This is a genomic window from Pseudoalteromonas sp. US3C1004, assembly GCF_048401065.1.
GTDB classification, from domain to species: domain Bacteria; phylum Pseudomonadota; class Gammaproteobacteria; order Enterobacterales; family Alteromonadaceae; genus Pseudoalteromonas; species Pseudoalteromonas undina.
The window spans coordinates 367,871-394,183 of the sequence record NZ_CP183074.1 but is presented as its reverse complement, the minus strand read 5'-3'; the positions used below and the strand labels follow the sequence as shown (position 1 = coordinate 394,183).

The 26,313-nt window shown below is 40.3% G+C and carries 21 protein-coding genes; 11 read left to right on the top strand and 10 right to left on the bottom strand.

Going from position 1 to position 26,313, the window contains the following annotated elements; translation table 11 throughout:
- Positions 1-285, top strand: a complete 285-nt coding sequence (locus tag ACNSN3_RS17105; protein WP_138621616.1) for a putative quinol monooxygenase — start codon at positions 1-3, stop codon at positions 283-285.
- 486 nt (positions 286-771) lie between these two features.
- Here the strand turns inward: ACNSN3_RS17105 and ACNSN3_RS17100 are convergent, their stop codons facing one another.
- Complete coding sequence (locus ACNSN3_RS17100) at positions 772-1,620, bottom strand: substrate-binding periplasmic protein (RefSeq protein ID WP_075170080.1); 849 nt, start codon at positions 1,618-1,620, stop codon at positions 772-774.
- A 67-nt stretch (positions 1,621-1,687) separates the two neighbouring features.
- On the opposite strand from ACNSN3_RS17100, the gene ACNSN3_RS17095 reads away from it, so the two are divergent.
- A complete protein-coding gene (locus tag ACNSN3_RS17095; protein WP_171036828.1) occupies positions 1,688-1,852 on the top strand; it encodes a hypothetical protein in 165 nt (54 codons plus the stop codon).
- A 112-nt stretch (positions 1,853-1,964) separates the two neighbouring features.
- On the opposite strand, the gene ACNSN3_RS17090 is transcribed toward ACNSN3_RS17095, so the two are convergent.
- Both ACNSN3_RS17090 and dgt read right to left on the bottom strand, forming a co-directional pair.
- Positions 1,965-3,455 (bottom strand): hypothetical protein, encoded by a 1,491-nt coding sequence (locus ACNSN3_RS17090; RefSeq protein WP_418609823.1) that lies wholly within the window; start codon positions 3,453-3,455, stop codon positions 1,965-1,967.
- A 93-nt stretch (positions 3,456-3,548) separates the two neighbouring features.
- Positions 3,549-5,012 (bottom strand): dGTPase, encoded by a 1,464-nt coding sequence (dgt, locus tag ACNSN3_RS17085; protein ID WP_418609829.1) that lies wholly within the window; start codon positions 5,010-5,012, stop codon positions 3,549-3,551.
- 153 nt (positions 5,013-5,165) lie between these two features.
- On the opposite strand from dgt, the gene ACNSN3_RS17080 reads away from it, so the two are divergent.
- Entirely contained in the window at positions 5,166-6,380 is a 1,215-nt protein-coding gene (locus tag ACNSN3_RS17080; RefSeq protein WP_418609821.1) for an alkaline phosphatase family protein, read from the top strand.
- A gap of 93 nt (positions 6,381-6,473) precedes the next feature.
- Here ACNSN3_RS17080 and ACNSN3_RS17075 read toward each other — a convergent pair whose 3' ends face one another.
- Positions 6,474-7,217 carry a M12 family metallo-peptidase gene (locus tag ACNSN3_RS17075; RefSeq protein WP_010389522.1) on the bottom strand — a complete coding sequence of 248 codons (744 nt, stop codon included), beginning with the start codon at positions 7,215-7,217 and terminating at the stop codon, positions 6,474-6,476.
- Positions 7,218-7,282: 65 nt separating this feature from the next.
- Positions 7,283-7,996 carry a hypothetical protein gene (locus ACNSN3_RS17070; RefSeq protein ID WP_054201457.1) on the bottom strand — a complete coding sequence of 238 codons (714 nt, stop codon included), beginning with the start codon at positions 7,994-7,996 and terminating at the stop codon, positions 7,283-7,285.
- A 368-nt stretch (positions 7,997-8,364) separates the two neighbouring features.
- Between ACNSN3_RS17070 and ACNSN3_RS17065 the strand changes: the two genes are divergently transcribed.
- On the top strand, positions 8,365-9,522 hold the full coding sequence (locus ACNSN3_RS17065; protein WP_418609819.1) for a benzoate/H(+) symporter BenE family transporter: 1,158 nt from the start codon (positions 8,365-8,367) through the stop codon (positions 9,520-9,522).
- Between the two features lie 144 nt (positions 9,523-9,666).
- Here the strand turns inward: ACNSN3_RS17065 and hemH are convergent, their stop codons facing one another.
- From hemH to ACNSN3_RS17045, 4 genes are all read right to left on the bottom strand, one after another.
- Positions 9,667-10,686, bottom strand: coding sequence for a ferrochelatase (hemH, locus tag ACNSN3_RS17060; RefSeq protein WP_010389517.1), 1,020 nt, complete (start codon positions 10,684-10,686; stop codon positions 9,667-9,669).
- Between the two features lie 78 nt (positions 10,687-10,764).
- Positions 10,765-12,102 (bottom strand): HD domain-containing phosphohydrolase, encoded by a 1,338-nt coding sequence (locus tag ACNSN3_RS17055; RefSeq protein ID WP_418609817.1) that lies wholly within the window; start codon positions 12,100-12,102, stop codon positions 10,765-10,767.
- A 239-nt stretch (positions 12,103-12,341) separates the two neighbouring features.
- Positions 12,342-13,751 (bottom strand): sensor histidine kinase, encoded by a 1,410-nt coding sequence (locus tag ACNSN3_RS17050; RefSeq protein ID WP_055011573.1) that lies wholly within the window; start codon positions 13,749-13,751, stop codon positions 12,342-12,344.
- A complete protein-coding gene (locus tag ACNSN3_RS17045) occupies positions 13,748-14,932 on the bottom strand; it encodes an FIST signal transduction protein (protein ID WP_418609815.1) in 1,185 nt (394 codons plus the stop codon). Before ACNSN3_RS17045 ends, ACNSN3_RS17050 begins: the two co-directional genes overlap by 4 nt.
- 209 nt (positions 14,933-15,141) lie before the next feature.
- Between ACNSN3_RS17045 and ACNSN3_RS17040 the strand changes: the two genes are divergently transcribed.
- The 5 genes from ACNSN3_RS17040 (at position 15,142) to arfA (ending at position 22,492) form a co-directional block, all read left to right on the top strand.
- Entirely contained in the window at positions 15,142-15,720 is a 579-nt protein-coding gene (locus tag ACNSN3_RS17040) for a response regulator (RefSeq protein ID WP_109875066.1), read from the top strand.
- Between the two features lie 3 nt (positions 15,721-15,723).
- Positions 15,724-17,733, top strand: coding sequence for an EAL domain-containing protein (locus tag ACNSN3_RS17035; protein WP_418609813.1), 2,010 nt, complete (start codon positions 15,724-15,726; stop codon positions 17,731-17,733).
- A complete protein-coding gene (locus ACNSN3_RS17030; RefSeq protein ID WP_055011569.1) occupies positions 17,730-18,887 on the top strand; it encodes an HDOD domain-containing protein in 1,158 nt (385 codons plus the stop codon). The genes ACNSN3_RS17035 and ACNSN3_RS17030 overlap by 4 nt, the downstream gene beginning before the upstream one ends.
- 438 nt (positions 18,888-19,325) lie before the next feature.
- Complete coding sequence (locus ACNSN3_RS17025) at positions 19,326-21,854, top strand: TonB-dependent receptor plug domain-containing protein (RefSeq protein ID WP_418609811.1); 2,529 nt, start codon at positions 19,326-19,328, stop codon at positions 21,852-21,854.
- A gap of 437 nt (positions 21,855-22,291) precedes the next feature.
- Positions 22,292-22,492: an alternative ribosome rescue factor ArfA gene (arfA, locus tag ACNSN3_RS17020; protein WP_418609808.1), complete on the top strand. Its 201-nt coding sequence runs from the start codon at positions 22,292-22,294 to the stop codon at positions 22,490-22,492.
- A gap of 330 nt (positions 22,493-22,822) precedes the next feature.
- On the opposite strand, the gene ACNSN3_RS17015 is transcribed toward arfA, so the two are convergent.
- Positions 22,823-23,806, bottom strand: coding sequence for a helix-turn-helix domain-containing protein (locus ACNSN3_RS17015; RefSeq protein WP_109875070.1), 984 nt, complete (start codon positions 23,804-23,806; stop codon positions 22,823-22,825).
- Positions 23,807-24,026: 220 nt separating this feature from the next.
- On the opposite strand from ACNSN3_RS17015, the gene ACNSN3_RS17010 reads away from it, so the two are divergent.
- Together ACNSN3_RS17010 and eutC are read left to right on the top strand one after the other, a co-directional pair.
- Positions 24,027-25,433: an ethanolamine ammonia-lyase subunit EutB gene (locus ACNSN3_RS17010; RefSeq protein ID WP_418609806.1), complete on the top strand. Its 1,407-nt coding sequence runs from the start codon at positions 24,027-24,029 to the stop codon at positions 25,431-25,433.
- Positions 25,430-26,302 (top strand): ethanolamine ammonia-lyase subunit EutC, encoded by an 873-nt coding sequence (gene eutC, locus ACNSN3_RS17005; protein WP_008114356.1) that lies wholly within the window; start codon positions 25,430-25,432, stop codon positions 26,300-26,302. The genes ACNSN3_RS17010 and eutC overlap by 4 nt, the downstream gene beginning before the upstream one ends.
- Positions 26,303-26,313: the final 11 nt, after the last annotated feature.

Genomic DNA, 26,313 nt, shown 5'->3' with positions numbered 1-26,313 from the left:
ATGATTAATATAGTGGCAAAAATAACCCCTCAAGCTTCATTATTTGATGACTGTAAAGGGCGTTTACAGCAAATTTTAAAGCCTACACAGGCTGAGGTTGGTTGTATTCGATTTGAGCTATACAGCAATAGTGAGCAAACATGCTTGTTTTTAGTCGAACAATTTACTTCGCAAGCTGCTTTGGATACGCATTATTCACAGCCCTATGTAAAAGAGGTGTTTGCATTTTATGAAACGGCGTTAGCAAAACCGGTAGAAGTAAATAAATTAGTCGCGATTGAGTAAGTTTAATTTATCGTGTGTACCTCATTGGAGTGGGGAGTGTGTGTCCTCGGACGGTCGGCACTCGCTAACGCGACATGTATAAATAAAGGTGGCGAGCGACGAGTTGCGGGTTTAGAGCCATTAAAAGCTGCGCTTTTCGCGTCAGCAAGCTGCACGCGGTGAGAACAGGTAAAAGGTTCTAGGCTGAATATAGTCCGTCGCTCGCGGCTCGTTACCCAAAATTGGCGTTTAAAATAATCACAGCTAAAACTGGTTTCTACGATTTCAACTTACCAATTAACACAATGAGGCAATTAAGTGTGCTATTTGCCTCACTTTTTGAGGCGAATAATGCGTGAAAGTAACGTAATTTAAAAGCGGTGCTTTTCACGTCAGCAAGCTTAACGCCTACGGTGGTAAAGGCAGCGGGCTTCGAGTGACGAGCAGCGAGCTTGTGCTAAAACCTAAAGCCTAAAACCTAGCTCGTAGCTCGCAACCCATGCCAGGTCAGTCAGCCAGAGCACTATTTGTGGGCTGATAAGCGCCATTATCTAACGCATCAAAGTAAGTTTGGTAGCGACCATTTTGTTTAAATTTAAGTAATTGCTGATTAAAAATCTCAAGCCATTGTTTACTGTATTCGTTATTTTTAGGGAACATGACAAAGCTTTTATTGATTAATAGTGGCCTTGGGTGATGCACAATGGCATTTTTTATTGTAGGTAGTTGACCTGCCAATATGTGATAGCCTACGCTTTTTTCCTCGGCAAAGGCGTCTATTCTGCCCATAGCTAAGCGTTTAAAGTTTTGCTCTGTGGTACTTACTCGCGACATATCAAATAGACCCGCTTGTAGTGCTTTATCAAACTCTTCGCCATAGCTGTAAGCAAGCCCACCACCGAGTAATAAGCCTTTTAAATCGTTTAGGTTTTGCCAATCAAAAGGGCGTTTTTTGTGATAAAAAAATACAAAACGCTCGTTTAACACTGGCTCACTGTAAAAATAATCCTCAGTGCGTTGTTGTTCAAACATCCATACGGCGGTGGCTGCGTATTTATCATTAATGGTGTCGTGGTAAGCACGCGGCCAGGGTAAAAAGGTAAAGTTAACCTTAATATTGGCTTGTGCAAATAAGTCGGTGATTAAATGGGCAATCACACCTTGATGAGGTAATGATTCACTTAAAAAAGGGGGCCATTCGCCGGTACTTATATTTAAAGTAGTGGTATGTGTGGGCTGTTCGTTTTTGGGTTGAATTGCTTCAATTGCGTTACTGTAATCACTCACTAAAGCCATCAGACAAAAAGATGCGGTAAAAATAAGGTATCTTAATTTAGCTGATAACATCACATGCATATGTATAGTTTACTCCTTCTTAGCCATTAGGTTGTGACTGGTGCTGTTCAAAAAGTAGGCTATTGTAGTGAGTGAAACTGAATGCACGCTTAAGCTAGAACAGTCGGCAATAATACTTAATCATTTTACGGGGCTAAACGTGTCGCTACCTGCGTTAAAAAACTCTCATTACGACTGCATGGATGCAGAAGGTAGAGCAATGCAGGAGCAATTGCTGAGAACAACTAAATAGCAAATTTTTTGCCTAGCTATCAACACATTTTTCCTGCCTCAAAACAGACCACTTGATTAAGCGAATTGGTATTAGATTTAAAGCCACCTTTTAATAAGTACAGCGTACTCTATTATTCTTTTGTTTGCATGTTTTTTGCGCGCTCTTCAGCTTCAATTAGTGCTTGTGATTTAGGGGCGCGTTGCTTTTCTTCCACTTTCGGTTTTTGTGGTGAATTTGGATCCCAACTTTCATCAAGCGATAAGTTAGCAAATGGGTTACTGCTTTGTGGCGGTATATCAGGCTTAGTGGGTTCAACTGGCGATACCTTTACTTGTTCTGGTTTTATCGCACTTTTTTTAGTGGGTAAGGGGGCGTTGGGATCGAAGGTGCGTATTTCAGGCTCTTTAAAGTCGTGCTCGGTAGATGGTGTTAACGGTGAGCGCGGTTGTTTAGGCGAATGCAAGTCTGCCTTTGGTTGTTGAGGCGAAATGGGCTCAGCTGCAATAGGTGCTTCTTTTTTAGTCGCTGGTACAGGCTCGCTAGGCTGATTAACCGGCTTGCGCTGTTTTTTGATTGGTTTGGCTTCGGGATCAAAGTCTCTTACTTGTGGCTCTGCATGCTCGGTGGCATTTTTTATCCGTTCTAAAGTGGCTTTAGCGGCGGCTTCAAACTCTGCGGTATTCGGGATTTGCTTTACTTTAGCTGTGCTCACTTCGTTTGCGTTTGGCTCGGCAATTTCGGTTGTTGTTTTTTGCTCGTTTTTGCTGGTATCAAGAGTCTTAGATTCATCAATAGCAGTACTACTTTGCTTGTCATCGCACTTAGTAGGGGGAGCAGCTAGTGGCATACTGGTATCGGCAGGCTCGTTATTTTGCTTAACATGGCGTAGGCGCATTAATACAACAACCCCAATTATTACCACTAAGAGTAGCGCCACACTGGGTAATACTAGCGACAACATATTTGATTTTTTAGGGATTGATGAGGCAACACTGTTAACTTGCTCTGTGGCATTTACGGTAACCGGCATGGCCGTTTGTAAAGGCTCCACTGTTGATTTTGTAACTGCTGGAGTTGTGTTGTTTTGCGTGGTTGTATCAATGCTAGGCTGATCATTTGTTGCAGCATCAGCTTGTTCATCATTTGTTGTTTTGTTGGTTTGCGGCTCATTAGGCTCGGTACTTGCTGATGCTGGAACAGTTGTACTTTGAGTATGTTTAATACTTTGCTCAATATCTGGCTCAGACGCTGTTGCTACTGTTTGTTCAACGTTTGATTTTGCGCTTTGCTGTGTAAGTGATGACTGGGTTTGACTCTGTGCAATAGGGGTATTTACAACAGATGAAACAGGCTCAGTTACTTGCGGTTTTGTAATCTCAGGGATGGGTTGTTCAATAATGGGTTGCGCTTTAGGCTTTGCTGCTGGTTGAGTACGTGCCGGGTTACTGCAGTTTTTTTTGTAGTCGCGAGCGGCGTTACGGTACTTACGGCTAGTTTTGTCGTTACTATATTGCTGCTTTTCTTGTTTTATAAGAATGCACATCGCTTCGTTGTAAGCGACACTGCTGGCACTATAAAACAAAGTAAAACAAAAAAGTAAGCAACTCAGTAACGGTTTCATAAAACTCAAAAGCGGTTAAGCATCAATGCACTAATTTTAAGCGTAAAGTAAAAAATTATCTAGGGCTTAGCAATTTCGCGCGCTAAGCTTAAATTAGTCAATCACCATTAAGCTGCGGTACTCGTCGTAAGCAAATTGGTCAGTCATGCCGCTTATGTAGTCTTGAATGAGTCTACATCTGTAATAAAACTCATAAGCTGCAAAGTGGTCGGGCTCTTCTTGCATGGCATTTATAGCGTGCTGATAGCTACTTAAATGTTTTTTAGAGAGTTTTTTAACTAATCTCGACTCTATTAATAAACGGTTGTCGCCATGTAGTGCGCGTTTAAAGTCGTCGCTAGTTAATTGCAGTAACGGTTTATAGCATTCTAGTAGGCCGTTAATAATACGGTAGCCTTGTAGTTCGAGCTTTTCGACCTCTTTATGAGAAAATACATGCTCAAGTGCCACTTGCTTAAGGGCTTGGGTTACTGCATGCAGGTAGCTGCGGTCTTCTAATAATGCATGGTTAAAGTCACCATGATAAATTGGCTCTATGTTTTCAATAAAGCGTTTAGCAGCATGATTTACTAATGGGTGCAGTAACGATACACGCAAATAAATAAAAAATTCACTATTAAAATTAAAGGGCTGTGCTTGCGCGCGTTCAATAGCGTAATTAATTGCATCATCAACAAAGCTTTGATGTTGGGTGTCGTTTAAGGCTAAGTTAATTAACGCTTTTTGATACTGTTTTTTTAGTTGCTCGCATAATAACTGTGTGGTGATTATGTCTTTTTCTACCGCATCTTCTATGTCAGCCAAGCAATAAGAAATATCGTCAGCGGCTTCCATTATGTAACTGGCTGGGTGGCGGCAATGCGGCTCCATTTTGAGCTCAGTTTGCAGTGCCTCTACAAAGCTTTTTTCACTGTAGTAGTAGCCCACTTTTTTCATAATGTAGTTTTTATTTTGTGGGATATCTTGCTTGGCTAAGCTGGCAGGGCGGGTGTACTTTAAAATTGCCGCACTTTGGCTGTAGGTTAAATTTAGGCTGAGCAATGAGTGAATAATACGTATGCCTTGGGCGTTGCCTTCAAAACTGCAAATATCTTGCGCTAAATGTTTAAAAATAACGCCTATACTGCTATTGGCTGTTTGGCAACGCTCAGGCGTAATACTGGCCAAGTTAGCATTAAACCAATTATTAATGGCGGCCTCGCCAAAGTGACCAAATGGCGGGTTACCAATATCGTGCATTAGGCAGGCCATTTCTACTAGGGTTTCTAGCGGGCGTTCTAAGCCTGATAAACCATATTCTTTTTGCTGTTGGTAATTTAAGTTGGCAAAAACACGCTGCACAATAAATCGACCAACTTGTTGTACTTCTAATGAGTGAGTAAGGCGCGAGCGCACGGCTGCATTGCGTTCAAGCGGAAATACTTGGGTTTTTTGTTGCAGCCGACGAATGGCTGCACTATTAATAATTCGGCCACGATCGCTCTCAAGCGCCATTTGTAAATTGGCCGTCGTACGTTGCATACGCGCTGGGGTGATTTTGCTGCTGAAGTCGATCATGGCAATCCTTTTATTTTGCACGTTGGGCTCTTATTAAGTGCACAGTTATATTTTTTAGTGAGCCATCTTTAATCTATCAGCATGTATCATAAAGTAACAACTTGCTTTAGTATTATTTTTTATAAAATTAACATACATCTATAGGTGTTTAAAATGAAGTTGTGGATCACAAAGGCAGTCTGTTTTTGCCTTTTATTAGGGATGAGTAATGCGTTTGCAGCCAAAGAGCAAACCGTAGTGATGATTTCAATTGATGGCTTGCGTTGGGATTATATTGAAAAGCACGGTGCACCCAATTTAAAAGCAATGGCTGAGCAAGGGGTTAGAGCACAAAAAATGCAGCCAGTTTACCCTACTAAAACGTTTCCAAATCATATTTCGGTGATTACTGGTTTACTACCCGTGAACCACGGTATTGTTGACAATAAATTTTGTGACAAAGCGCGCAACAATCAATGCTACAGCATGGGTAAAGGCCAAAAAGACAGTACCTGGGTACGTGGTACTCCATTATGGAATTTAGTAAAAATGCATGGGCTTAAATCGGCGGTGTATTTTTGGCCTGAGTCGGATGCGCGCTTTAATGGTATGACGCCAGACTACTATTTTCATTATTCTAAACAAGGTGACTACCAAGACAGAATTGACCAAATTGTACAATGGTTAAGTTTGCCTCAAGCGCAGCGCCCACGTTTTGTAGCCAGTTATTTTTCGCTGGTTGATAGTATGGGGCATGAGTTTGGCCCAGATGCAGCACAAACACGTGACGCTGTTCATAAGTTAGATGCTTTAGTGGGGCAATTACGCACTCGCTTGAGCAAATTATCTCAGGATATTAATTTAGTAATTGTTTCTGATCATGGCATGGCACAGGTTGATCCTGAGCAAAGCATTATTGTTAGCAGTTTACCTAAAGATGATAATTTTATTATTGTGAATACCGGTCCTCGTTTACTTATTTATACTAAAAGCGATGCTAAAAATGCGGATATTGACGCGTATAAAGCACGTTTACAAAAAGCGGCTAAGGGGCGCTATAGTGTTTTAAGTAGCGAACAGCTTGAAGGCTACCATTATAATAGCGGGAGTAGAGTGGGCGATATTGTAGTGCAGACCAATGCGCCTGCGGTATTTAGTAACGGTACTAAAGCGCCTTATTTAGGTACACATGGCTATGCTTATAGTGATGATATGGCAGCCACCTTTGTAGCAGCAGGTCCTGCGTTTAAAAAAGGGGTAAGTATTGAGCTGGTGAATAATTTAGATATTTACCCTGTACTTGCTAAGGTAATGGGGTTAACGCTAATGAGTAAAGTGGATAGCGATGGCAAAACGTTAATGCCTGCAATAAAAGCAGTTAATCATTAAAAAGAGCGCCGAGGCGCTCCGCAAGGGAAACTTAATTGGTGTAAATGGGTAATACTTTACCCATTTATTTAATGCTAATTCTTAGAATTGGGTTTATTTAAAGTTAGCAATACTGGTTTTTGTGTCGGTTACAGTACGAATAGCATATGCTTGGTTGGTTACACCAAATGAAATGCCGTTTACGCTCCAATTTGGGTTAGAGAAATAATCGTACTGAGTTGCACTACCAAACACATGCGGGTAAGCCATAATACTGGCAAATTCATTTTGTACACCGTGGCCCATACCATCAACATATACGCCACCGGCCGTATCGCCTTGCTTACGAGAATGCGCCAAACCTTGGTTATGACCTAGTTCGTGTACGAACGTTGTAGCTCCACAATCAACGGCTGTTATTGAATACATACGGTTACTCATTGAGCTGTATAAATTGCCATTCGTACCTTGACCAACCCATGCTAGTCCACAAGAGATTAAACCGCTGCCTGCACTTTGGCCTGTGCCTAATACGGCTACCATGTCGGCTTTCCAATCATTACGTAAACCATCTACGTAGCTGCTATTTGTCACAGCGTTAAGCCAATCTTCTGAAGGGGTTATTGCATGGTTGCCTAAGTTTTGAGAACCGACTAAACGCAGTGTTATATCAACGCCATTTTGACTATATACTTGATTACTAAAAGCAATAAGCTGATTAATTTTAGTATTAATATTGCTGGTAGCGGCAGCTGATTGGTCGGTATATAAAATACCAATATCAATTGTTTCTGCTGACACGGTGCTAGCGGCACATAATGCCGTTGCAATAGCGGCTGTTGATATTATTTTTTTCATAGTCGTATTTCCTTTCTTTTGTAATTGCAGTTTTACTGCTGAGTCATCTTGGTTGAGGTTAAAAATTAAATTGAGGGTGATTCTTCATCACTGGGCGCAAACGGATCTCCACCGTCAGTATTTTTTGGTGCGGGTTCACCTACTTGGTGTTCTATATGGTTTTTATATAAATCGCGTTTTGCTGCAATCCAGCCGTATTGGCCTTTGCTTTCAAAAACATAATTGCCACTTGGGGCAGTAAATTGACCATAAACCGCGTCATTACCAACGGTTAATATAGTGGTATGCAACGCTCCATTAGCACCAATCACTTGGCCAACAATGCTTTTATCACCGTTACTGGCATTGGTAACATTCGTTATTTCAGCGCTGTAGGTTTCTGCGGTTTGCGGTATAGCTAGGTCAAAATTATCCCCTGCTTCAAGGGTTTTAAGCGCTGCTAGATCAAATTCTATATAGGCTTCATTTTGTAAATCGGTAGGCAGTACTTTTGCCGCTTTAAGTATTTCTTTTGCCTTGGTTGAAGGTTTATTGATTGCGTCAAATGAGTTTTCAATAACGGCTAACTTTGCTTTTGAAGGGGCGCCTTTTATAGGATCTTTACTCATATCGATTGGTAATGGCTTACGTGTTTGTTTTGCAAATTCAGAATCAACAGGAACGATATCAATAGCTATGGGGGCTTCTACCTCATCGGTTTTATTCTGATTATTAAGCAGCGTATATATGGCAAATACAGACAAAGGAATAGCGATAATTAAAACAATGTAACGTTTCATCTGTTTCTCTTTTAGGGTTATTGGTGAACTAATTGTTAAGTTTTATATTAAAAATAGGATGAGATCAAATTTAAATTGTAACCATAAAGTGTTAACGGGTGTTTTTGTAACTTATTGTAAGTATGTACTTTACCTTTTTTAGGTATTTATTTTTGATTTAATAAGTGTGGTTTTTTGTAGTAATGACGCACCCTGTGGCATGTTTTTAGGTACGTATGTGTTTTTTAAATTGCAATGATTTTGAAAGACAAAACTGACCAATAAAATTTTTTAGCAACGTGATCATTTTTCATTATTCATTATTCAAAATTGCAAAGTATAAATAGGCAAAGTATGTTGTAACATTAGGGTTTCTTAATGAGGGAATTATGGCAGGGACTGATCAGTTACTTAGTCGCACTATGGCGGGACTTGTTGCCGTTATTATTGGTTTTTCAAGTTCAATAGCATTGATTTACCAAGTGGTGATTACTTTAGGTGGCACACCTGAATTAGTGGCAAGCTGGATATTAATGCTGGGCTTGGTAATGGGCAGTACCTCTATTGTGTTGTCGTTTTATTATAAAGTGCCTATTTTAATTGCATGGTCTACCACTGGAGCTGCATTACTAATTTCAAGCGCGCAAGGCTATAGCTTACCTGAAGCGATAGGTGCATTTATGCTCTCAGCCTTATTGGTGCTGGTGTCGGGAATAACGGGGTGGTTTGAAAAAATCATGAACCGCATTCCCAGTGAACTGGCTTGTGCCATGTTAGCGGGGGTATTAGTCACATTTGGCATTGATGTGTTTAACTTTATGAACGATATGCCATTAGTTATTGGTTTAATGGTGGTGGTGTACTTTATTGGTAAGCGCTTTTTTGCCCGTTTTGCGATGCTAAGTGTGTTGCTAGCGGGTATATTTTTAGCGTGGTATATGGGCAATATCGATACCAGTACCGTGCATTGGCAAGCCAGTAGTTTTACTTATATTGCGCCAAGCTTTAGTTTGCAGGCATTTGTAAGTATAAGTATTCCTTTATATATAGTAACTATGACCTCACAAAACTTACCCGGTTTCGCTATTTTGAAAGCACATAATTATAAGGCGCCTATATCATCGTCATTAACTGTGACCGGGTTAATAAATTGTGTGACGGCTCCCTTTGGTACCTATTCTATTAATCTAGCAGCCATAACAGCGGCTATTTGTATGAGCGAAGAGGCCGATAAAGACCCTGATAAGCGTTATTGGGCAAGTATTGCTGGTGGCGTGTTTTATATAGTTATGGCGTTATGTGCGGCTATGTTAGTGGCAATTGTGGCAAGCCTGCCACAGGCCTTAGTATTGGCGCTGGCGGGTATTGCTTTGTTTGGCACTATTGCCAATAGTTTGCAGCAGTCTTTGCATAGTGCTGAATATACTGAAGCAGCCATTATTACTTTTTTAGTCACGGCCTCAGATTTAACTTTATGGTCGGTGGGCTCTGCTTGTTGGGGAATAATTGCCGGAGCAATCACATTAATAGTGACACGTAAGCGCTAAGCGAAGCTTTGAGTTATAAGTTGTCAGCTATCAGAAAGTGATACAAGAGAAAGCGCGAGATATACTCGCGCCTACAAGCTTTCACCGCACTTGGCTAATCTCCAGTTGAATGCTGAGAGCTAAAACCTAACCGCTGCTCTCTTTTTATAGCATTGGCTTTAACACATCAAACATAGCGTCGATGTGATCGTCACGATCATTTAGGGCTGCAATGTATCGGTATTTTTCGCCGCCAGCTTCTTCAAAAATTTCGCGGTTTTCACCTTCTAATTCTTCAAGTGTTTCAAGGCAGTCGGCGCTAAATGCAGGGCTGATAATTGCGATATCTTTAATTCCTTCGCTAGGTAAGCTCTCAAGAGTTGCATCTGTGTATGGTTTTAACCATTCAGCTTTACCAAAGCGACTTTGAAAAGTAGTGATCACTTTATCTTTGTCTAGCCCTAGTTTTTCAACCACTAAACGCGTGGTTTGTTGGCATAGGCAGTGATATGGGTCGCCATTATCTAAAAACTGTTTAGGCATACCGTGGTATGAAAACACCATTTTTTGTGGCATTCCGTGTTTTTCTAAATCTTCGCTAATGCTGTTAGCGAGTGATTCTAGGTAGGTTGGGTTTTTGTGATACCCATTTACAAAGTGCAGCTCTGGCACCCAGCGCCATTTTTTTAATACATTGGCAACCGCATCAAATGTGGAGCCTGTGGTTGGGCTTGAATACTGCGGGTAAAGCGGCAGCACAATAATACGGGTTAAACCTTTGTCTCTAAGCTCTTCAAGGCCCGCTTCGATTGATGGATTACCATAGCGCATCGCCATAACCACTTCGGTGTTGGTATAGCCATGGTGTTTTAATAAGGCATTTAATTTAAGGCTTTGCTGGCGTGTAATGTGAGTAAGCGGCGAGCCATTTTCGGTCCATATACTTTTATATAATTTAGCTGAGCGTTTTGGGCGAATACGCAAAATGATGCCGTGAAGAATGATCATCCACACTATACGTGGTATTTCTACAATACGCGGATCTGACAAAAACTCACGTAAGTAAACACGTAACGCGCTTGCTGTGGGGGCATCGGGGCTACCTAAGTTGGTTAATAAAATACCTGTTTTTTGGTTAAAACGCCCGTCGTGGGGATTATCGGTAACGGCAGAAAATCGCGACACTGTGTGCTCCTTCAAGCAATATATTTGAAAGTAACTATTATGGCTTAGTATAACGAATAAAAGAGCATTTTAGATCAATCATTTAGCCGTTTTAACCATAATTCTAAACGGAGTCGGCTTTTTGGCTTCGAGTTGCTGTAGTTTCACAATCGATTTTGAATTGAAAACGTGCCCTTTAGGTAAAAGCATAATACCTGTATGGCTGTGCAGTGAGTTTGCCAGTGTCATACTCTCTTCAAGTTCTTGAGCGCAAATTACTTTAATCGAGCCAATAGAAGTGTCTGAGGCCATAAGCTGTACATGACTTGCCTCAAGCGATTTTACTATTTTTGGATGATATAAGCTGCCACTACCAAGCTTAATATTATTAAGTGCCACCTCATGACGCATTTTTGTAGTTAATAATGGATCGCTTTGCTCATAATGCTCCCAGTAATCGCGAGCAACGCTGAGCACCATAGCCCCAATGGGAATATCGTTTTTAGCAAGCCCTTTGGGTATTCCTTGGCCGTTGTAGCGTTCGAATTGATGATAAATTGCATCAGAAACATCGCTTAAATGCGTTGCAGGCATGAGCATTAATTGTGAAATACTCGGGTGGGTGTAAAACGTTTTGCGCTGTACTTCATTGAGTTCGTTAATAGGTTTGTTGTAAAGCTCAGGGTCCATCGCAAGTAAACCAATTTGAGCTAAATACCCTGCAATAGGCGCAAGCGTGATACTTCTTTGCGATACATTAAGGTAACGCGCTATTTGCGTGCATGTGCCGGCAATGTTCTCGGCTCTTTTACCATCGAGATACGGATTTGCATTAATAAAATTATAAAGTAGTTCAACAGTAGATTGATGCTCTCGTTTTTCACTTTCATTAGCGACTTCAAGTTTTTTCAGCACGCTTCCAATTTGTTTTGTTCGCTTGTCGACGAGTTGTTCTAAATTAGTATTAAGTTCTTTTAGCTGTTGATTTTGTTGATTTACTTGAAGTTGTAAAATTTCATTTTGTTTTTTTAGTCTAAACTTTTCTACACCCGATTGGATAACGCTAATTAAGTGATCATTTTGCCAAGGTTTTTGCACATAGGCATGAATGCCTCCTTCGTTAACCGCACTTATTGTTGACTCTAGATCGGAAAAACCAGTTAATAAAATCCGCTGGCTATCGGGAGCGATTTTTCTCGCTTTAGCTAAAAACTCCGCCCCACTCATATGTGGCATACGCATATCACTAATAACGACGTCAAATTCCTTTGCATGCATTTTTTCAAGTGCATCTTGGCCACTGGTTGAAACACTCACATCAAATTTATATTGGCGTAATAAACGAACTAAAGATTTAAGCACATTGGCTTCATCATCTAAGCATAAAATACTCGGTGGTTGTTGATTTAATTGCTCTAATGGGTCAATGTCCGTCATTTTTTTACCAATAAGAAAGTGTATTAAATGGCTAAAGTTAGTCTAAGTTTTGCTTGTAAACAACTGATTTATTTAAGCCGTATCAAGATACTGTACTTTAGCAATACGTAAATCACAGCGGATAGGATTAAATACCATAGCGCAGTACCTTGGTTTGCAAATATTTTAACTATATTACCCTTAAAGTTAACGATGATTATTACAGCTTACTTACACAAAATCAGTGCTGTAAATAGAGCTTATTCAATCGGTTTGTTAGCATTTAAAATAGTGAGTACATCGTCAGTTAGTTTGGGTTTTTTAGGTAAGGTAATATAAAAAACAGTACCTTGGTTTAACTGGCTTTCAACTCGAATTTGACCACTATGCTGCTCTATAATTGCTTTGCTTATAGCCAGCCCTAACCCTGTGCCTTGGCCTATTGGTTTTGTAGTATAGAAAGGGTCAAAAATTTTATTTAATTTGTCCTCATCAATTCCACTGCCATTATCGGCAATAGTTATATAGGCATTTTTTTTATCGGCTTTAGTGGTGATACTGATGACACCGACCTTGTCGCAAATGGCTTGAGCGGCGTTAAAAAATAAATTTAAAAATACCTGAGAGAGCTGGGTTGAACGCCCTGTGATGATAACGGGTTCTGTGTTGTAGTTTTTTTCAACGTTGGCGTTATATTTAATTTCGTTCCAGGCAACACGTAATGTGTTATCAATGAGCTCGGTTATATCAATATCGCCAATTTGGGTTTGATCCGGATGAGCAAATTGCCTTAACCCTTGAACAATCTCTTTAACTCGATCAGCCCCTTCAGTCATTTCAGCAATGATATCGCTTGAGTCTGTTTGTAATTCATCAAATTGGTAATGCTGTAGCGTATCTACTAATGTTTGCTGCGTTATGGCTTTTTCTGCTTTGAGTGTGTTAATTAAATGACTAAATTGCTCAAGGTTGTAAGCCAAATTTTGGATATTACTGACAATGTAGCTTAAAGGGTTATTTATTTCGTGTGCAACGCCTGCCGCCATTTGCCCTAACGAAGCCATTTTTTCAGAGTTGATTAGCACTTGTTCAATGTTGCTTTGTTTTTCCTCCATTTCTTTTTGTTTCACAAGTAAGTTTCGTTTTTCAAATTGTGAAATCGTATTCCCTGCAAAACTGACAAAGCGTTGCATTAAAGTAATATCGTGCTGATTAAACGCGCCAATTGTTTCAGAAAAAATATAGAGCTGGTAGCTCTCTGTGCTGGTACTTACTGGAGTGGTGAGCATTGCATGCTGCGAATTCCAAAAAGGATCGGTTACTTGCCAATTAGGAAGTTGGTGTAAGTTAAATACATTTTTAATGTTTCTATTCGGTTTATCGAGAACTGTAAGCTGGGTAATTATTGCATCGCTATGAGGGTGCGATGCTGTAACTAATGTAGATAATTCATCACTGGGATTTATTTTAATTAAAATAGCCGCAGAAAAAGAGATCGCTTGTTGCAAAATATTAAAAAACTCAGTGAGTAAGGTTTCTGTGCTGTCGTTTTTTAAGATTGCATCTAGGCCGTCTAAAATCAGGCTGTTAAAGGCACGGTTTTCTTCAAGTGCTAAATTATGAACCTGTAATAAATGCAGTTTTTCTAATAGTATTTCGTTGGTAGTCATACAGAATCACCAAATATTTCGCATGAGATCATTAAGTTACCGTGCTTACTAGTTGAGTCGCTAAATGTGCCAAGTTCTCCAAAGGTAAAGCCCATAATAAACGGTGTGTTGGGTAATTGTGCTGCAATAGAGTGTTTTACTTCTTGCATTGTACTTTGAATAGATAACATGCAGCCGCCACAAAAAATAATAATAGCGCCCTTTATATTTTTTATTGCATGTAAGTCTGCCAGTTTGGTCAGTGAAGAAACGACCATATCGCCTCGTTTTATTAATTGTTCAGGGCTTCCCGAAGCAAGATAAACAGTATCGCCAACGCTTAAATTTGAAAATAATTCTAGCGTGCCATTTTCAGCTACCGCTGGGTGGCTTAGCAGCAGCCTAGGAATATCATCATCAGAGGAAAGGGCTCTTGCCAGTGGGGTCATTGTTGATTGGGCAAGTATATTTCCCGCTTTTAACTGTTCAAACCCTATGTTTTTTCGCCACAGATTATAAACATCAAAGGCGGGCTGGTTATTGATAGTATTTAATATGCGACCATCAACGTTTGTAACTGTACCCAGCTGGTCGGTTTTATCATAGCCTGAACTATAAAAGCCGAATGTTTCTACCGAGGGGTATAACACTGCAATAATAAAGCCTTGTTGGTATACATTTTTAGTATCGCTAAAGCACCACTTTGCTGAAATGTCGTTGTCGGCACAACTTCCTCCAAAAACAGGTATACGCTGCCCGATAGCATCTTGAATTCCTTGTAATACCAACTCCTCATTACCTGGAACTTGAAAACACCAGACCATTTTTGGGGCGAGTCCAGTTTGGCCTGCATTAGCAATGGCTTCGAGTACGGTTTGAGCAGCATTTTCTCTTAGATTATCGGTTGCATTACAACTTGCAACACCATAATGACCATTTGAGTCTTTAATCGAGAATAAACTAATGCTGTGCTCATTTAATGAGAGGGTTTGCTCGGTTGATGAACCAAGGCATGATGAGATAAATAAACCGTTTTGAGTGTTTTCTATCAAGCTTGGCTGGTTGTTGCAAAGGTGCTTAATGGTATCTGTTGTTGCAAACCCAAGCAGCAAATCAGGGCTGTTGTTCGTAAACTGATTTACAGGTTGGATAAATTGATCTATATCGCTGCCGTGAGTGTGAAAAGTATCAATGGCGAACATAGATGCCCCTTGGTGATAACGATAGCCACAATTGTGGGTGTTTTTAACTATTAATAATAGCTTAGGATTTATTCTAGACTATTCTTGAATAGGGTGTGTTATTGAATTAGCTGCTAATAAATGTCATCTATGTCTCAAGTGTCTCATTTGTCGCCTTGTTATTAAATTTATGTTAATGTAAATTTAAAATCAAGTTGAATTTTATTAGCATGCTAAAAACATTAAAGCCAAGTGAGATTGCTCGTTACTGCGATGTTCACCAACGAACGGTAAGCCGTTGGATTAACGCGGGAGATTTAAAAGGGCATAAGCTGACTGGTCGAGGCAATTATAGAGTGCAGGTAATTGACTTTATTGATTTTTTAGTCAGACATAAAATGCCAGTTCCACAAAGTTTGTCGCACAAGCCACAGGTCTTAATTATTGACGATGAGGCTAATGTTCGTTCTGCAATTAGGCGTGTTTTAAAACGAAGCGGTTTTGATGTAGTAGAAGCCGCAGGCGGGTTTGAGGCTGGTACGTTAATGCACCAGAGAAAACCAGAGCTGATAACTGTTGATTTATCTATGCCGGGACTAAGCGGCATTGAGGTCATTCGTTTTATCCGCTCTTGCGAAGAGTTTAAAGATATTAAGGTGTTAGTGATTTCAGGGATGCCTGAAACTCAACTAATCGATGCAGTTAATGCCGGTGCTGATGGGTATATTTGTAAGCCATTTAGTAACGATACATTGATAGACAGTGTAAATATTTTATTTGGTAAAAATAGAACTCTTCTTGGGGTGTAAATAGTGGCTTTGCGAATTTTATTAGTAGACGATGAACTCAATGTATTGAAGTCTTTAAAACGAGTACTTGTTCGTTCTGGTTATGATGTAATAACAGCATCCACTGGTTTTGAGGCGCTTGAAATATTAGCGGCTAATCAAGTTGAGATAATCATTACTGACTTTAGAATGCCAGAAATGAACGGTGCTGATTTATTGCGGCAGGTTAAAAGTCGCTGGCCCGATTGCGTAAACTTAGTGCTAAGTGGATATGCTGATTTTAAGTCTGTGGTTGAGTTATTGAATCAGGGATTGGTATTTCGTTTTTTAGAAAAACCATGGGTCGATAGTGAACTACTTGAAAACATTAGCGAGGCGCAAGTAAAATATGAACAGCGCCGAGCTAAAAGAGTAAGAGATCAGTTATTAATGGGCAGCATGTCTGGCCTAATAGAAATAGACAATAACGGCATTATTAATCGTTTTAACGCGCCTGCCGCTGAAATCATTCCTGATATTCATTTATACGAAAACAAACACCTCGCCCATTTAGATACAGCTCAAAATAAAGCGGTAAGCCAGTCTTTTATTGACAAGCAAAGCAGTACACTTTTTATTAACTATGCACGCGCCTCTGATCTAGCGAAAAGCGAAGAAATTATGATAGAGCGTTGTTTAAATGATGATTCTTTCCAACTTTTGAAGCTATCAATTAACTCAAACAGCTTGAGTAGTATTTTTCAACTTACCAGAACACAGTCGGTAGTAACCAATGAGTCTGACTTTTATCATCATTTAACGCTGTGTGAAGCGAACAAAGAATGTTATGCCTTGGTTTATATAGGTATCTCGCAGTTTCAATTAATTAATGATTTGCTAGGGGGCGAAGATGGCAGCCACCTTATAAAATTGGTTTTGGAGGTGCTAAAAGGCGTATCAGAAAAAGCGGTCAAAGTTCTTCATAAGAGCGCCGATAGGTTTGTATTATTTGTTCCTGAAATTAAATCTGATAGTGAAATTTTAACCGTTTTAAATAAGGCGATGAATGATCTGAAAAAAGCACTTCCTAGTAAATATATCGATGCCCATGTGCAGCTTTATGGTGTGTATGGTTTGTTTCCTGAGGATAGTTTAGAGGGAAAAGAGCTCGTTAATCAAATGCAGTTGACGATGAATTACCAAGTAGGTGAGCAGCAGCGTATTTGTTCTCGCTTTGACCCTCAGCTGGTCGCAGATTATAAAAAGAACTTTGATTTAAGCCGTTTATTATTAACAGCGGTAAATAAAGATGAGCTTTCATTACGCTTTCAACCAAAGGTTGATACTAAAACAGGCCAAATATATATTGCTGAGGTGTTAATTCGCTGGTATGAGCCGAGTAAACATGGCTGGGTAGCGCCAGCTCATTTTATCCCGATTGCTGAATGCGATGGTCAAATTATCTCAATAGGGCGCTGGGTTATTTCTCAAAGCTGTAAAACACTAAAATACTGGGCAGACAACAAAACAGGGGTGGGTGTATTAGCAATTAACTTGTCTGCTAGGCAATTAAAAGATGATCCGGATTGGATTGACTACATGCTCGAGTGTTTAAGCAGCAATAGTTTAGAGCCGTCACAGTTAGTTTTTGAGTTAACAGAAACTTATCTAATCGAAGATTTTACTACCTGCGAACAGCAATTAATAAGGCTAAGATCGTTGGGGTTTAAGCTATTAATTGATGACTTTGGTGTAGGTTACTCATCACTTGGCTATCTTTCTAAGCTCCCTGTAGATGGCGTTAAACTAGATAGAACCCTTATTACTGATATTGAATCGTCTTTAGCGATGCAAAGTATGATTCGTAATATTACGCGTATGTCGCATGATCTAAATTTAAAAGTTGTTGCTGAGGGGGTAGAAACAGCCTATCAATGTGAATTAATTAAAAAGTTAGGGTGTGACTACATACAAGGCTATTACTACAGTGAGCCTTTAGAGCAGGATGATTTTTGTAATTATTTAAACCATTTTAATTCTCAAGGTGCGCAATGAGTTCGATTACGGTCGTCATACTAGACGATGATGCTTTTTTATTAAAAGTATTACAAAGGACTATTCATCGAGCCTATCCAGAGGTTGATATAATGACAACCTCTGATATTGATGAATTTTGGCAGCTGCTAAACACTAAGCAAGACTTAGATTTAGTATTAAGTGATTATTTAATGCCGCAAATGAATGGATTGGATGTTTTAGAGCAATGCTCTTCACAAAACCCCTACCCAGTCAGAGCATTACTTACTGGTGATATGACATTGAGCACCATGATGCGACAACCTAATGTTGTGCATGCTTACCTTGCTAAGCCGTTTAATGAAGCAGATATAACCGCGCTTTTTGACAATGTAGCAGCGTTAAAGTCGTTACCTTTTGCTTTTAATGTGCGCAGGCAGTTAGGGGCAATGATCAGCTTCCCTGTTTACCCTCTTATTTTAAAAGAACTCAGAGACTTAGTACAAAGCGATGAATTTGATTTACATGATATTAGCCATGTTGTCTCTCAAGAGCCAATAATAACCGCTAAATTGTTGCAACTTGCAAACTCTGCTTATCTTGGCTTTATAAGGCCAACATCGTCAATAGATGAGGCTGTGTCGAGGCTCGGAACCACTATATTAATGGCTATCACCACTTCTTTATTGGTTGCCAAAAATTTTGAATCGTCTATTCCTGTTGATGTGCATGAAAAGCAATTAAATATAGCGGCGAATTACGCTAGTTGTGTTAAGCGTTTTGCAAAGCAAGCAGGTTTTAACTTACATGATCAAGAACTATTATTTTCAGTGGCGTTATTGAGTTTTGTTGGCAAAATTATTTTACTGTCTCAAGGCGAAAGTGAACCGCCAGATGAACATGCGCAAACCATCAACAATGGATACGTGAGTGCCAATTTTATTTCGGCCTACGTTTTAAAGTTATGGGGATACGACACGAAAATATGTAACTTACTGATGAGTTGCCATGATTTAGCTGGTACTGATGATAATGAGTTAACTCTGTTTAATCATATGTTGTATATTGTTTGGCAAATTATTTTTGATGAACAAACTCCCATGCAATTACGTGCATACTGTGACTCAAAAGGCGTAGACCCATTACTTTGCCATGTTATTAGTGAATTTGATTGGCAGAGTTATACCTCTTAAATAGACTCTGTATAAAATAACATTTAAAAACGGGCAGTATTACAAAACCACCTATTTATAATTTCCTCTGAGTTCCTCTTCTTCTCTTTATTATCTACTTTAGTCTAATAAAAACCGCATAAAAGATCATTATAAGTACGTTTTATCACCAGCTTGGTTTAAAAAACGTACAACCACGTTGTTTTTAGTTCTTATAAATATAACTTTATATTTAACATTGTATTAACCTTCGGTGGTATGATATTAAATTGCTGCTTTGATTGTATTTTGAGCTCTTAAAGGTGTTATTTTCCTGTTTTTAAAGTTATTTGCATTTTTATGCTAATTTTATCAAGTTTTTGTTTCTTTTTGTTTATGTATGTTGCTAGGATGTTGGCAAGGGGATACATGAATATACCCCACACACATTATAAGAATACACAAAACAGGGTCATCATTATGTCAACATATCGTTTAAACACCTTGGCTGTAGCGGTTGCTTTTGCCTTCAGTGCGCCAAGTATGGTTAATGCACAAGAAGCGTCAGCTAAAGCTGAAAAAAATATCGAACAAATATCTGTTTTAGGATCGCGAGTTTCAAACCGAACTGCCACTGAGTCGTCATCACCTATTGATTTAATTGACGCAGATGATTTAAACAAAGGCGGCTTTACCGAGCTTGGGCAGAGCTTACAGGCAACGGCGCCGTCATTTAACTTCTCACGAACACAGGTTTCTGATGGTTCTGATTTATTTCGCCCTGCTACATTACGCGGCTTACAACCAGACCAAACGCTGGTTTTAGTCAACGGTAAACGCCGTCATAATCAATCTATTTTTGGTTTAACAAGTACTGTGGGCGGCGGCTCTGCGGGTACTGACATGAATGCGATCCCGCTTATTGCTTTAAAAGGGGTTGAGGTGTTGCGTGATGGTGCGGCGGCGCAGTATGGCTCAGATGCAATTGCAGGGGTTATCAACTTATCACTTAATAACTCAACAGATTTAACCACCGGGTACGTACAATATGGCGAAACGGCAGAAGGAGATGGAGAAACAATTTCAGCCGGTTTAAACCGTGGCTTTGAATTAGGTAATGAAGGCGGTTTTATAAATTTATCGCTTGAGTATCGAGATGCAGATAAAACTAACCGCGCAGAGCGAGATACGGGTGGGTCACTTAATGTTGCACCAGGTACTTTATCTGACGAAGTTCGTTGGGGACAAGGTAATGCAGAGAGTGAATTTACTTCGGTATTTTACAATATGGCGTTGCCAATGGGTGAGGGGGAGCTTTACTCATTTGGTGGTTACTCTGAGCGCACGGCACTAGGCAACGGCTTTTACCGTAATTTTAATGAAGCGTCTAAAAACGTAACGCAAGTATACAGCGACGGCTTTTTACCGCAAATCGACAATGAAGCACAAGATATTTCGGTAGCTGTTGGTTTTAAAGGTGAAATTAACCCTGATTGGACCTACGATGTTTCTGCTGTTTACGGTGAAAACCAATACGATTTTACCTCACGAAATACTTTAAATGCGTCATACGCGGCGGAGTATTTATTTAATAATCCGGGTGCAAGCGATGCCGATATAGCCGCGAATGCTGGCCCAACAGAGGGTTATTCGGGTGGATTTAGATTTGATCAAACAACGTTTAATGCAGATATAAACGGAATTATTGATATTGGTCGCAGTGAGCCTGTTTATGTTTCAATTGGCGCTGAATACCGTAAAGAAAACTATGAAATTGTACCAGGTGAGGTGGCATCATACGCATGTGGAGCAGCCAACACGGATACCTCATATCCATCGGTGAACGATCCGAGTCAATTTGCACAATGTGGCTTTCAAGCTTATAACGGCCTTCGTCCTGAAGCTTCAAACAAAAGCGATCGTGATAGTTACGCAGTATATGTAGATGCAGAAACCATGTTAAGCGATGCATGGAATGTGAGCGGTGCCCTTCGCTATGAAGATTTTTCGAATGCGGGTGACGACATCATAGGTAAAGTAGCAACACGTTATGAATTTAATGATGACTTTGCAGTACGTGGTGCCTTATCAACGGGCTTTAGAGCGCCATCATTACAGCAAAGTGGTTACACTGCGTTTACCACTAACTTAGGGTCTGACGGCACGTTAAGTCAGTCGTTTACTGCGACAACGGGCTCTGCATTTCCTGCTGCTTTAGGCGTTGATACATTAAAGCTTGAAACATCAACTAACTACAGTGCCGGTTTTGTTTACGATGTGACCAGTGATTTATCGTTAACGGTGGATTTTTACCGTGTAGAAATTGAAGACCGTATTACATTAGGCAGCTTGTTATCGGCTGATGATGTGGCGTTTAGTCCTGAGGCGGTTGCTGCTCTGCAAGCAACGGGTGCAGAGCAAGCGAATTACTTTTCAAACTCAGTGAATTCAACCACTCAAGGTGTGGACATTATTGCGTCATACCGCACTGATTTATATGACGGTAATTTTTCTGCTACGTTTGCGGGTAACTTAAACGAAACTAAAATTGATAGTGTGAATGCAGCACCTGGTATTCCAAAAAGTGTAGCACTTGATGACATTCAAAGTAGCTTTTTAACCGACGGACAACCGGGTGAACGTGCAACGCTTACCTTTGATTATGAGCGTGATGCCTACAGCGCAATGATCCGCTTTAATTACTTTGGCGAAACTGATGTGAAGTACTTTGGTAATGACCATATTGAGCTTGCAACAGATGGTTCGTTTAAAGCGACGAGTACCGTAGAGACTGCAGTACTCGTAGATTTAAACGTAAGCTATGAAATTAATGAGATGTTTTCGTTATCGGTTGGAGCAGACAACGTATTTGATGAAACACCGGATGAGCTAGGTGATGATGAAGTACTAAATGCTATCTCAAATGGGGCATTTAAATACCCGTTACGTGCAGTACCATACGGTTTTGATGGCCGTAGTTACTATGCAAAACTAAGCTTTAGTTTTTAATTTTAAACTAGGGTCTGTTGGCCTTTGCGGATTAAAATTTGTTCAAACTAGGGGCGGTTTAATCGCGGCGCGAGGTTTGTAACCTAGTGGGCTAAGTAAAAACCGAGCAACAAAGAGTAAATCGCCCCTAGGCAGAACCCTTCGGGCAGCGCCTGTTTGGCATTGATGCTGCGTTATCGCCTATTTATGGGGAATAACCACACTACATAGGCGCTGCCTTGCCTAAATACCAAACAGACTGCTGCAAATTTAACCTTGAAAGGTCAACAGACCCTAAATTAACCAGCAAAGGCGCCGTTTTAAACGGCGCTTTTTTATGCTTAAAAAATTGAAAAAGACATTAAAAATGGTTGCATGCTTGAAAATTAAGCATACAATCGCCATCAATATCAGTGTGGGATATGTATCCCTCTCATTTTACTAATAGGAAAAAACAAATGGCTAAAAAAGGCAACGCAAAAGCGGTTAATAAATCCGCAGTAGACACCGGTCGAGGAGTGATAAAGCACAACGCATTGGCGGCACTGGTAACCTCTAAAGTATTTAAACCGCAAGTGGTTAAAGCTAAAAAAGGTAAAGGTTCGTTTAAACGTAACAACAAACATGCAGGACAAGAGTCCTATTTAATCGCGGCTTAATTAGCACCGATCAAATAGGGCTTTTGACTTACCGAAATAAGGCTGACTTCGAGCTAAGAGCTTCGGGTTTCGAGTCACGAGCAGCGAACACAACCTAGCACCTTTAGCCTTCTCTTTCCGCGCAGCGTCTCATGATCTCTTTTTGAATTAATCACTTAAAACATGTTTGCACAAAGAGAAGTGAATGAGGAGTAAATGAGAAGGCAACGGGCCTCGAGTGACGAGTAGCGAGCTTGTGCAAACAGTCTAGCACCTAGTCATATCAGCCCTTAAATCTATTCTTTCAGCGCAGCGCCTCCCGCAGCTCGCCACCCGAAACCCGTATCCTCGTTATCCATGTATTATCGATTTAGAATTTGCTAAATAAGAAGCATGGTTTATCACTGTTTGCGAAGGGTTCTCACCAAATAATTGCGTGTAGTCTTTGGTAAATTGCCCTGCATGCCAAAACCCCCAATTGGCAGCAACCACAGAAATGGGTTTATCTTGCTTTGCTAATTTTAGCTCTCTTCTAACATTATTTAATCGGGTTAAACGTAAAAACCGCAGTGGGTTTATCCCTAAAATACTCTCAAAACTATATTGTAAGGTACGCCTGCTCACAAAGGTGAGTTCGCATAATTGAGTAATTGTTACCGTGTTTTGTGGATGCGCTTTTATATAATCTTTTACTTTATCAACAACCGCTTTGCGGTGTTTATAACTGGGAGCGATGCGTTGACATGGGATCTGTTCGTTTAGTAAATGTAATGCCAGCATATTAAGCATGTCTTGCTGTAAATCGGCATTTAGGCCAAAAGCGTTGTTGCTAACCATACTGTTTATTATACCCCGGGCACTTTTTAGCATGGCGTTGCATGTTGTCAGTCGCTCAGTACCTGAAGACGTTATATTTTTTAAGTGCATCCCTTGTATCTGAGCCATATGCTCTAACGATTGCGTGTCTATTACTAAACCATAAATATTAAACTGCTCAGGTGTAATAAGCTCAAAGTTACTCTCACTAGTGCGACACATAAATTGATTACTTGCCACATTTAAGCCATTAATTTTGCTCTGCTGCGACTGCTTTGGGATCCCAAGCCAAATAGATCGTGGCGCTATTGCGCATTGTTGGTGAAGAGCACGCTCTGTGTATTCTTCAAATGCATGAATATTAGAATAATCCACGCTTTCTATACACCCAAAAAATCGCCCATCACTGAGCTGATCATATTTTTGCTGCCACTGCGTTAGATTATGCGCCTGCTCATCTATATCTTGGGTATGCACCATGCTCTTTTGTGGTGCGCTAGCTAAATCTTGCTGCGTCATAATGGCGTTACTCTTTGCTTTTTTATTTTTATTAAGATTAAGTTACCACCTGTAACTATAGTTAACTATATGAAATAAAGCTAAAAATGATGATTTGCCAAAATTCGATAGTGTCTTGGTATGAATTAAGCTCTCTTGAAACTAAACAAAATTGATTTATAGCTTATAGGTCAGCAAAACCTGTACCAAGGTTTGAACTAGTTGTTATGTGGAGTAGATCATGGGGCAAAGGTACCGATATACACTGGGCACGCAGGTGTATAATTTTAAAAATTTGGCGCAAGTAATGGCAAAAGCCACTCCTCATCGCTCAGGTGACAGGTTAGCGGGTGTTATTGCACAATCAGCGCAAGAGCGAGCGGTTGCCCAAATGACCTTAGCGGATATTCCGTTGAAGGCATTTTTAAATGAGGCACTGATTGCTTATGAAGACGATGAAATAACTCGCTTAATTATGGACGATCACGATGCTAGTGCATTTATGGCGATTGCTCATTTAACCGTGGGAGATTTTCGTAATTGGTTGTTAAGTGACTTTGCAACTCCCTCGGTACTTGCAAGTGTAAGACAGGGGATCACTCCGGAAATGGCTGCGGCTGTTAGCAAAATAATGCGTAATCAGGATCTTATCCTTATTGCTAAAAAATGCCATGTAACCAGTGCATTTAGAAACACCATTGGTTTACCTGGGCATTTATCCACGCGTTTACAACCTAATCACCCAACAGATGATATTAACGGCATTGCTGCCTGTATTTTAGATGGGTTGCTGTACGGTAATGGTGATGCGGTGATAGGTATAAACCCCGCAACCGACAACGTGGCGCAGGCTATTAAATTGATGATATTGATGGATGAGGTGATTCAAAAATATGAAATTCCTACCCAAAGCTGTGTGCTTACCCATGTCACTAATACGATTGAATGCATAGAAGCGGGGGCGCCAGTTGATTTAGTGTTTCAGTCTATTGGTGGAACAGAAGCCACCAATTCGAGTTTTGGTTTTAGTTTAAATACTTTAGCTGAGGCACAAGATGCCGCGCTGAGTTTAAAGCGTGGCACGGTAGGCAATAATGTGATGTATTTCGAAACAGGGCAAGGCAGCTCGCTTTCGGCTAATGCTCATCACGGGCTAGATCAGCAAACCTGCGAAACTCGCGCGTATGCCGTTGCACGAAAATTTAATCCACTATTAGTTAATACGGTGGTGGGATTTATAGGCCCGGAGTATTTATTTGATGGCAAAGAAATTACCCGCGCGGGGCTTGAGGATCATTTTTGTGCCAAATTACTGGGTATTCCGATGGGATGTGACGTGTGTTACACCAATCATGCCGAGGCTGACCAAAATGATATGGATAATTTACTTACGCTGCTTGGTGTTGCTGGGTGCTCGTTTGTGATGGGGATTCCGGGCTCCGATGACATTATGCTCAATTACCAAACTACCTCATTTCATGATGCGTTATACGTGCGCCGAGTTCTAGGCTCTCGTCCCGCGCCAGAATTTGAAAAGTGGCTTACTAACATGAACATTATGAAAAACAGTAGCGATGTTACTTTATCGCACAGTCTTCCCGCTGCATTTGCTAAGCCGTTAGATGCACTGGCGGGAGGCCGTTCATGACTGCAGATTTTAAATCAAATGACCTTGCTAATACTGATCATAAAAATAATGGCAATGTGGTACACAACCCATGGCGTGACTTACGCCAGTTTACTGATGCTCGCATAGGACTTGGTCGAGCGGGTATTAGTTTACCAACCTCTGAAATGCTGGCGTTTCAACTGTCGCATGCGCAAGCGCGCGATGCAGTCAATTTTCCACTTGATATCAATGAAATGAAAGCAAAGTTAGCGACTGTTAATGCAGCTAATGCGCGTGTATTGCATTTACATAGCCAAGCGGTTGATAGAGTTACTTATTTACAACGACCAGATTTGGGTCGAAAGCTAAATGAGAATAGTCGTCAATTATTACTTGATTTTGTTGCTGAGCAACAGCAAAGCACCCAAGAAAAATACGACTTAGCCATTGTAGTCGCTGATGGTTTGTCATCGTTGGCGGTTCAAAAAAATGCAGCTCCTTTTATAGCTGAATTACTTTCACAGTTGAGCGTTAATAAGCCACTTACTCTTGCTCCAATCACCTTAGTTGAACAAGGGCGAGTAGCCATTGGTGATGATATTGGTGAGTTATTGAATGCCCAAATTGTGATGGTGCTCATTGGTGAACGTCCTGGGCTTAGCTCACCAGATAGCTTGGGACTTTATTTAACCTGGGAGCCTAAAACAGGGCTTAACGATTCGCTGCGTAATTGTATATCTAATATTCGTCCTGCTGGTTTGCCCTATATCGATGCGGCAAGACGGGCAGCCTATTTATTAAATGAAGCTAAAACATTAAAACTAACAGGAGTGAACTTAAAAGATCGGACACAGGATGATGTGATTGAGCATCAACAATCGAGCCGTCATTTTTTAAATGCGGAATAGCGGTAACTAAA

Coding starts and splice junctions, on each gene's coding strand:
- ACNSN3_RS17105 (WP_138621616.1), top strand. CDS start 1: ATGATTAATATAGTGGCAAAAATAACCCCTCAAGCTTCATTATTTGAT.
- ACNSN3_RS17040 (WP_109875066.1), top strand. CDS start 15,142: ATGCTAAAAACATTAAAGCCAAGTGAGATTGCTCGTTACTGCGATGTT.
- ACNSN3_RS17050 (WP_055011573.1), bottom strand. CDS start 13,751: ATGACTACCAACGAAATACTATTAGAAAAACTGCATTTATTACAGGTT.
- ACNSN3_RS17015 (WP_109875070.1), bottom strand. CDS start 23,806: ATGACGCAGCAAGATTTAGCTAGCGCACCACAAAAGAGCATGGTGCAT.
- ACNSN3_RS17100 (WP_075170080.1), bottom strand. CDS start 1,620: ATGCATGTGATGTTATCAGCTAAATTAAGATACCTTATTTTTACCGCA.
- ACNSN3_RS17055 (WP_418609817.1), bottom strand. CDS start 12,102: ATGACGGACATTGACCCATTAGAGCAATTAAATCAACAACCACCGAGT.
- dgt (WP_418609829.1), bottom strand. CDS start 5,012: ATGATCGACTTCAGCAGCAAAATCACCCCAGCGCGTATGCAACGTACG.
- ACNSN3_RS17025 (WP_418609811.1), top strand. CDS start 19,326: ATGTCAACATATCGTTTAAACACCTTGGCTGTAGCGGTTGCTTTTGCC.
- ACNSN3_RS17065 (WP_418609819.1), top strand. CDS start 8,365: ATGGCAGGGACTGATCAGTTACTTAGTCGCACTATGGCGGGACTTGTT.
- ACNSN3_RS17010 (WP_418609806.1), top strand. CDS start 24,027: ATGGGGCAAAGGTACCGATATACACTGGGCACGCAGGTGTATAATTTT.
- ACNSN3_RS17075 (WP_010389522.1), bottom strand. CDS start 7,217: ATGAAAAAAATAATATCAACAGCCGCTATTGCAACGGCATTATGTGCC.
- ACNSN3_RS17090 (WP_418609823.1), bottom strand. CDS start 3,455: ATGAAACCGTTACTGAGTTGCTTACTTTTTTGTTTTACTTTGTTTTAT.
- ACNSN3_RS17045 (WP_418609815.1), bottom strand. CDS start 14,932: ATGTTCGCCATTGATACTTTTCACACTCACGGCAGCGATATAGATCAA.
- ACNSN3_RS17070 (WP_054201457.1), bottom strand. CDS start 7,996: ATGAAACGTTACATTGTTTTAATTATCGCTATTCCTTTGTCTGTATTT.
- arfA (WP_418609808.1), top strand. CDS start 22,292: ATGGCTAAAAAAGGCAACGCAAAAGCGGTTAATAAATCCGCAGTAGAC.
- ACNSN3_RS17080 (WP_418609821.1), top strand. CDS start 5,166: ATGAAGTTGTGGATCACAAAGGCAGTCTGTTTTTGCCTTTTATTAGGG.
- ACNSN3_RS17030 (WP_055011569.1), top strand. CDS start 17,730: ATGAGTTCGATTACGGTCGTCATACTAGACGATGATGCTTTTTTATTA.
- eutC (WP_008114356.1), top strand. CDS start 25,430: ATGACTGCAGATTTTAAATCAAATGACCTTGCTAATACTGATCATAAA.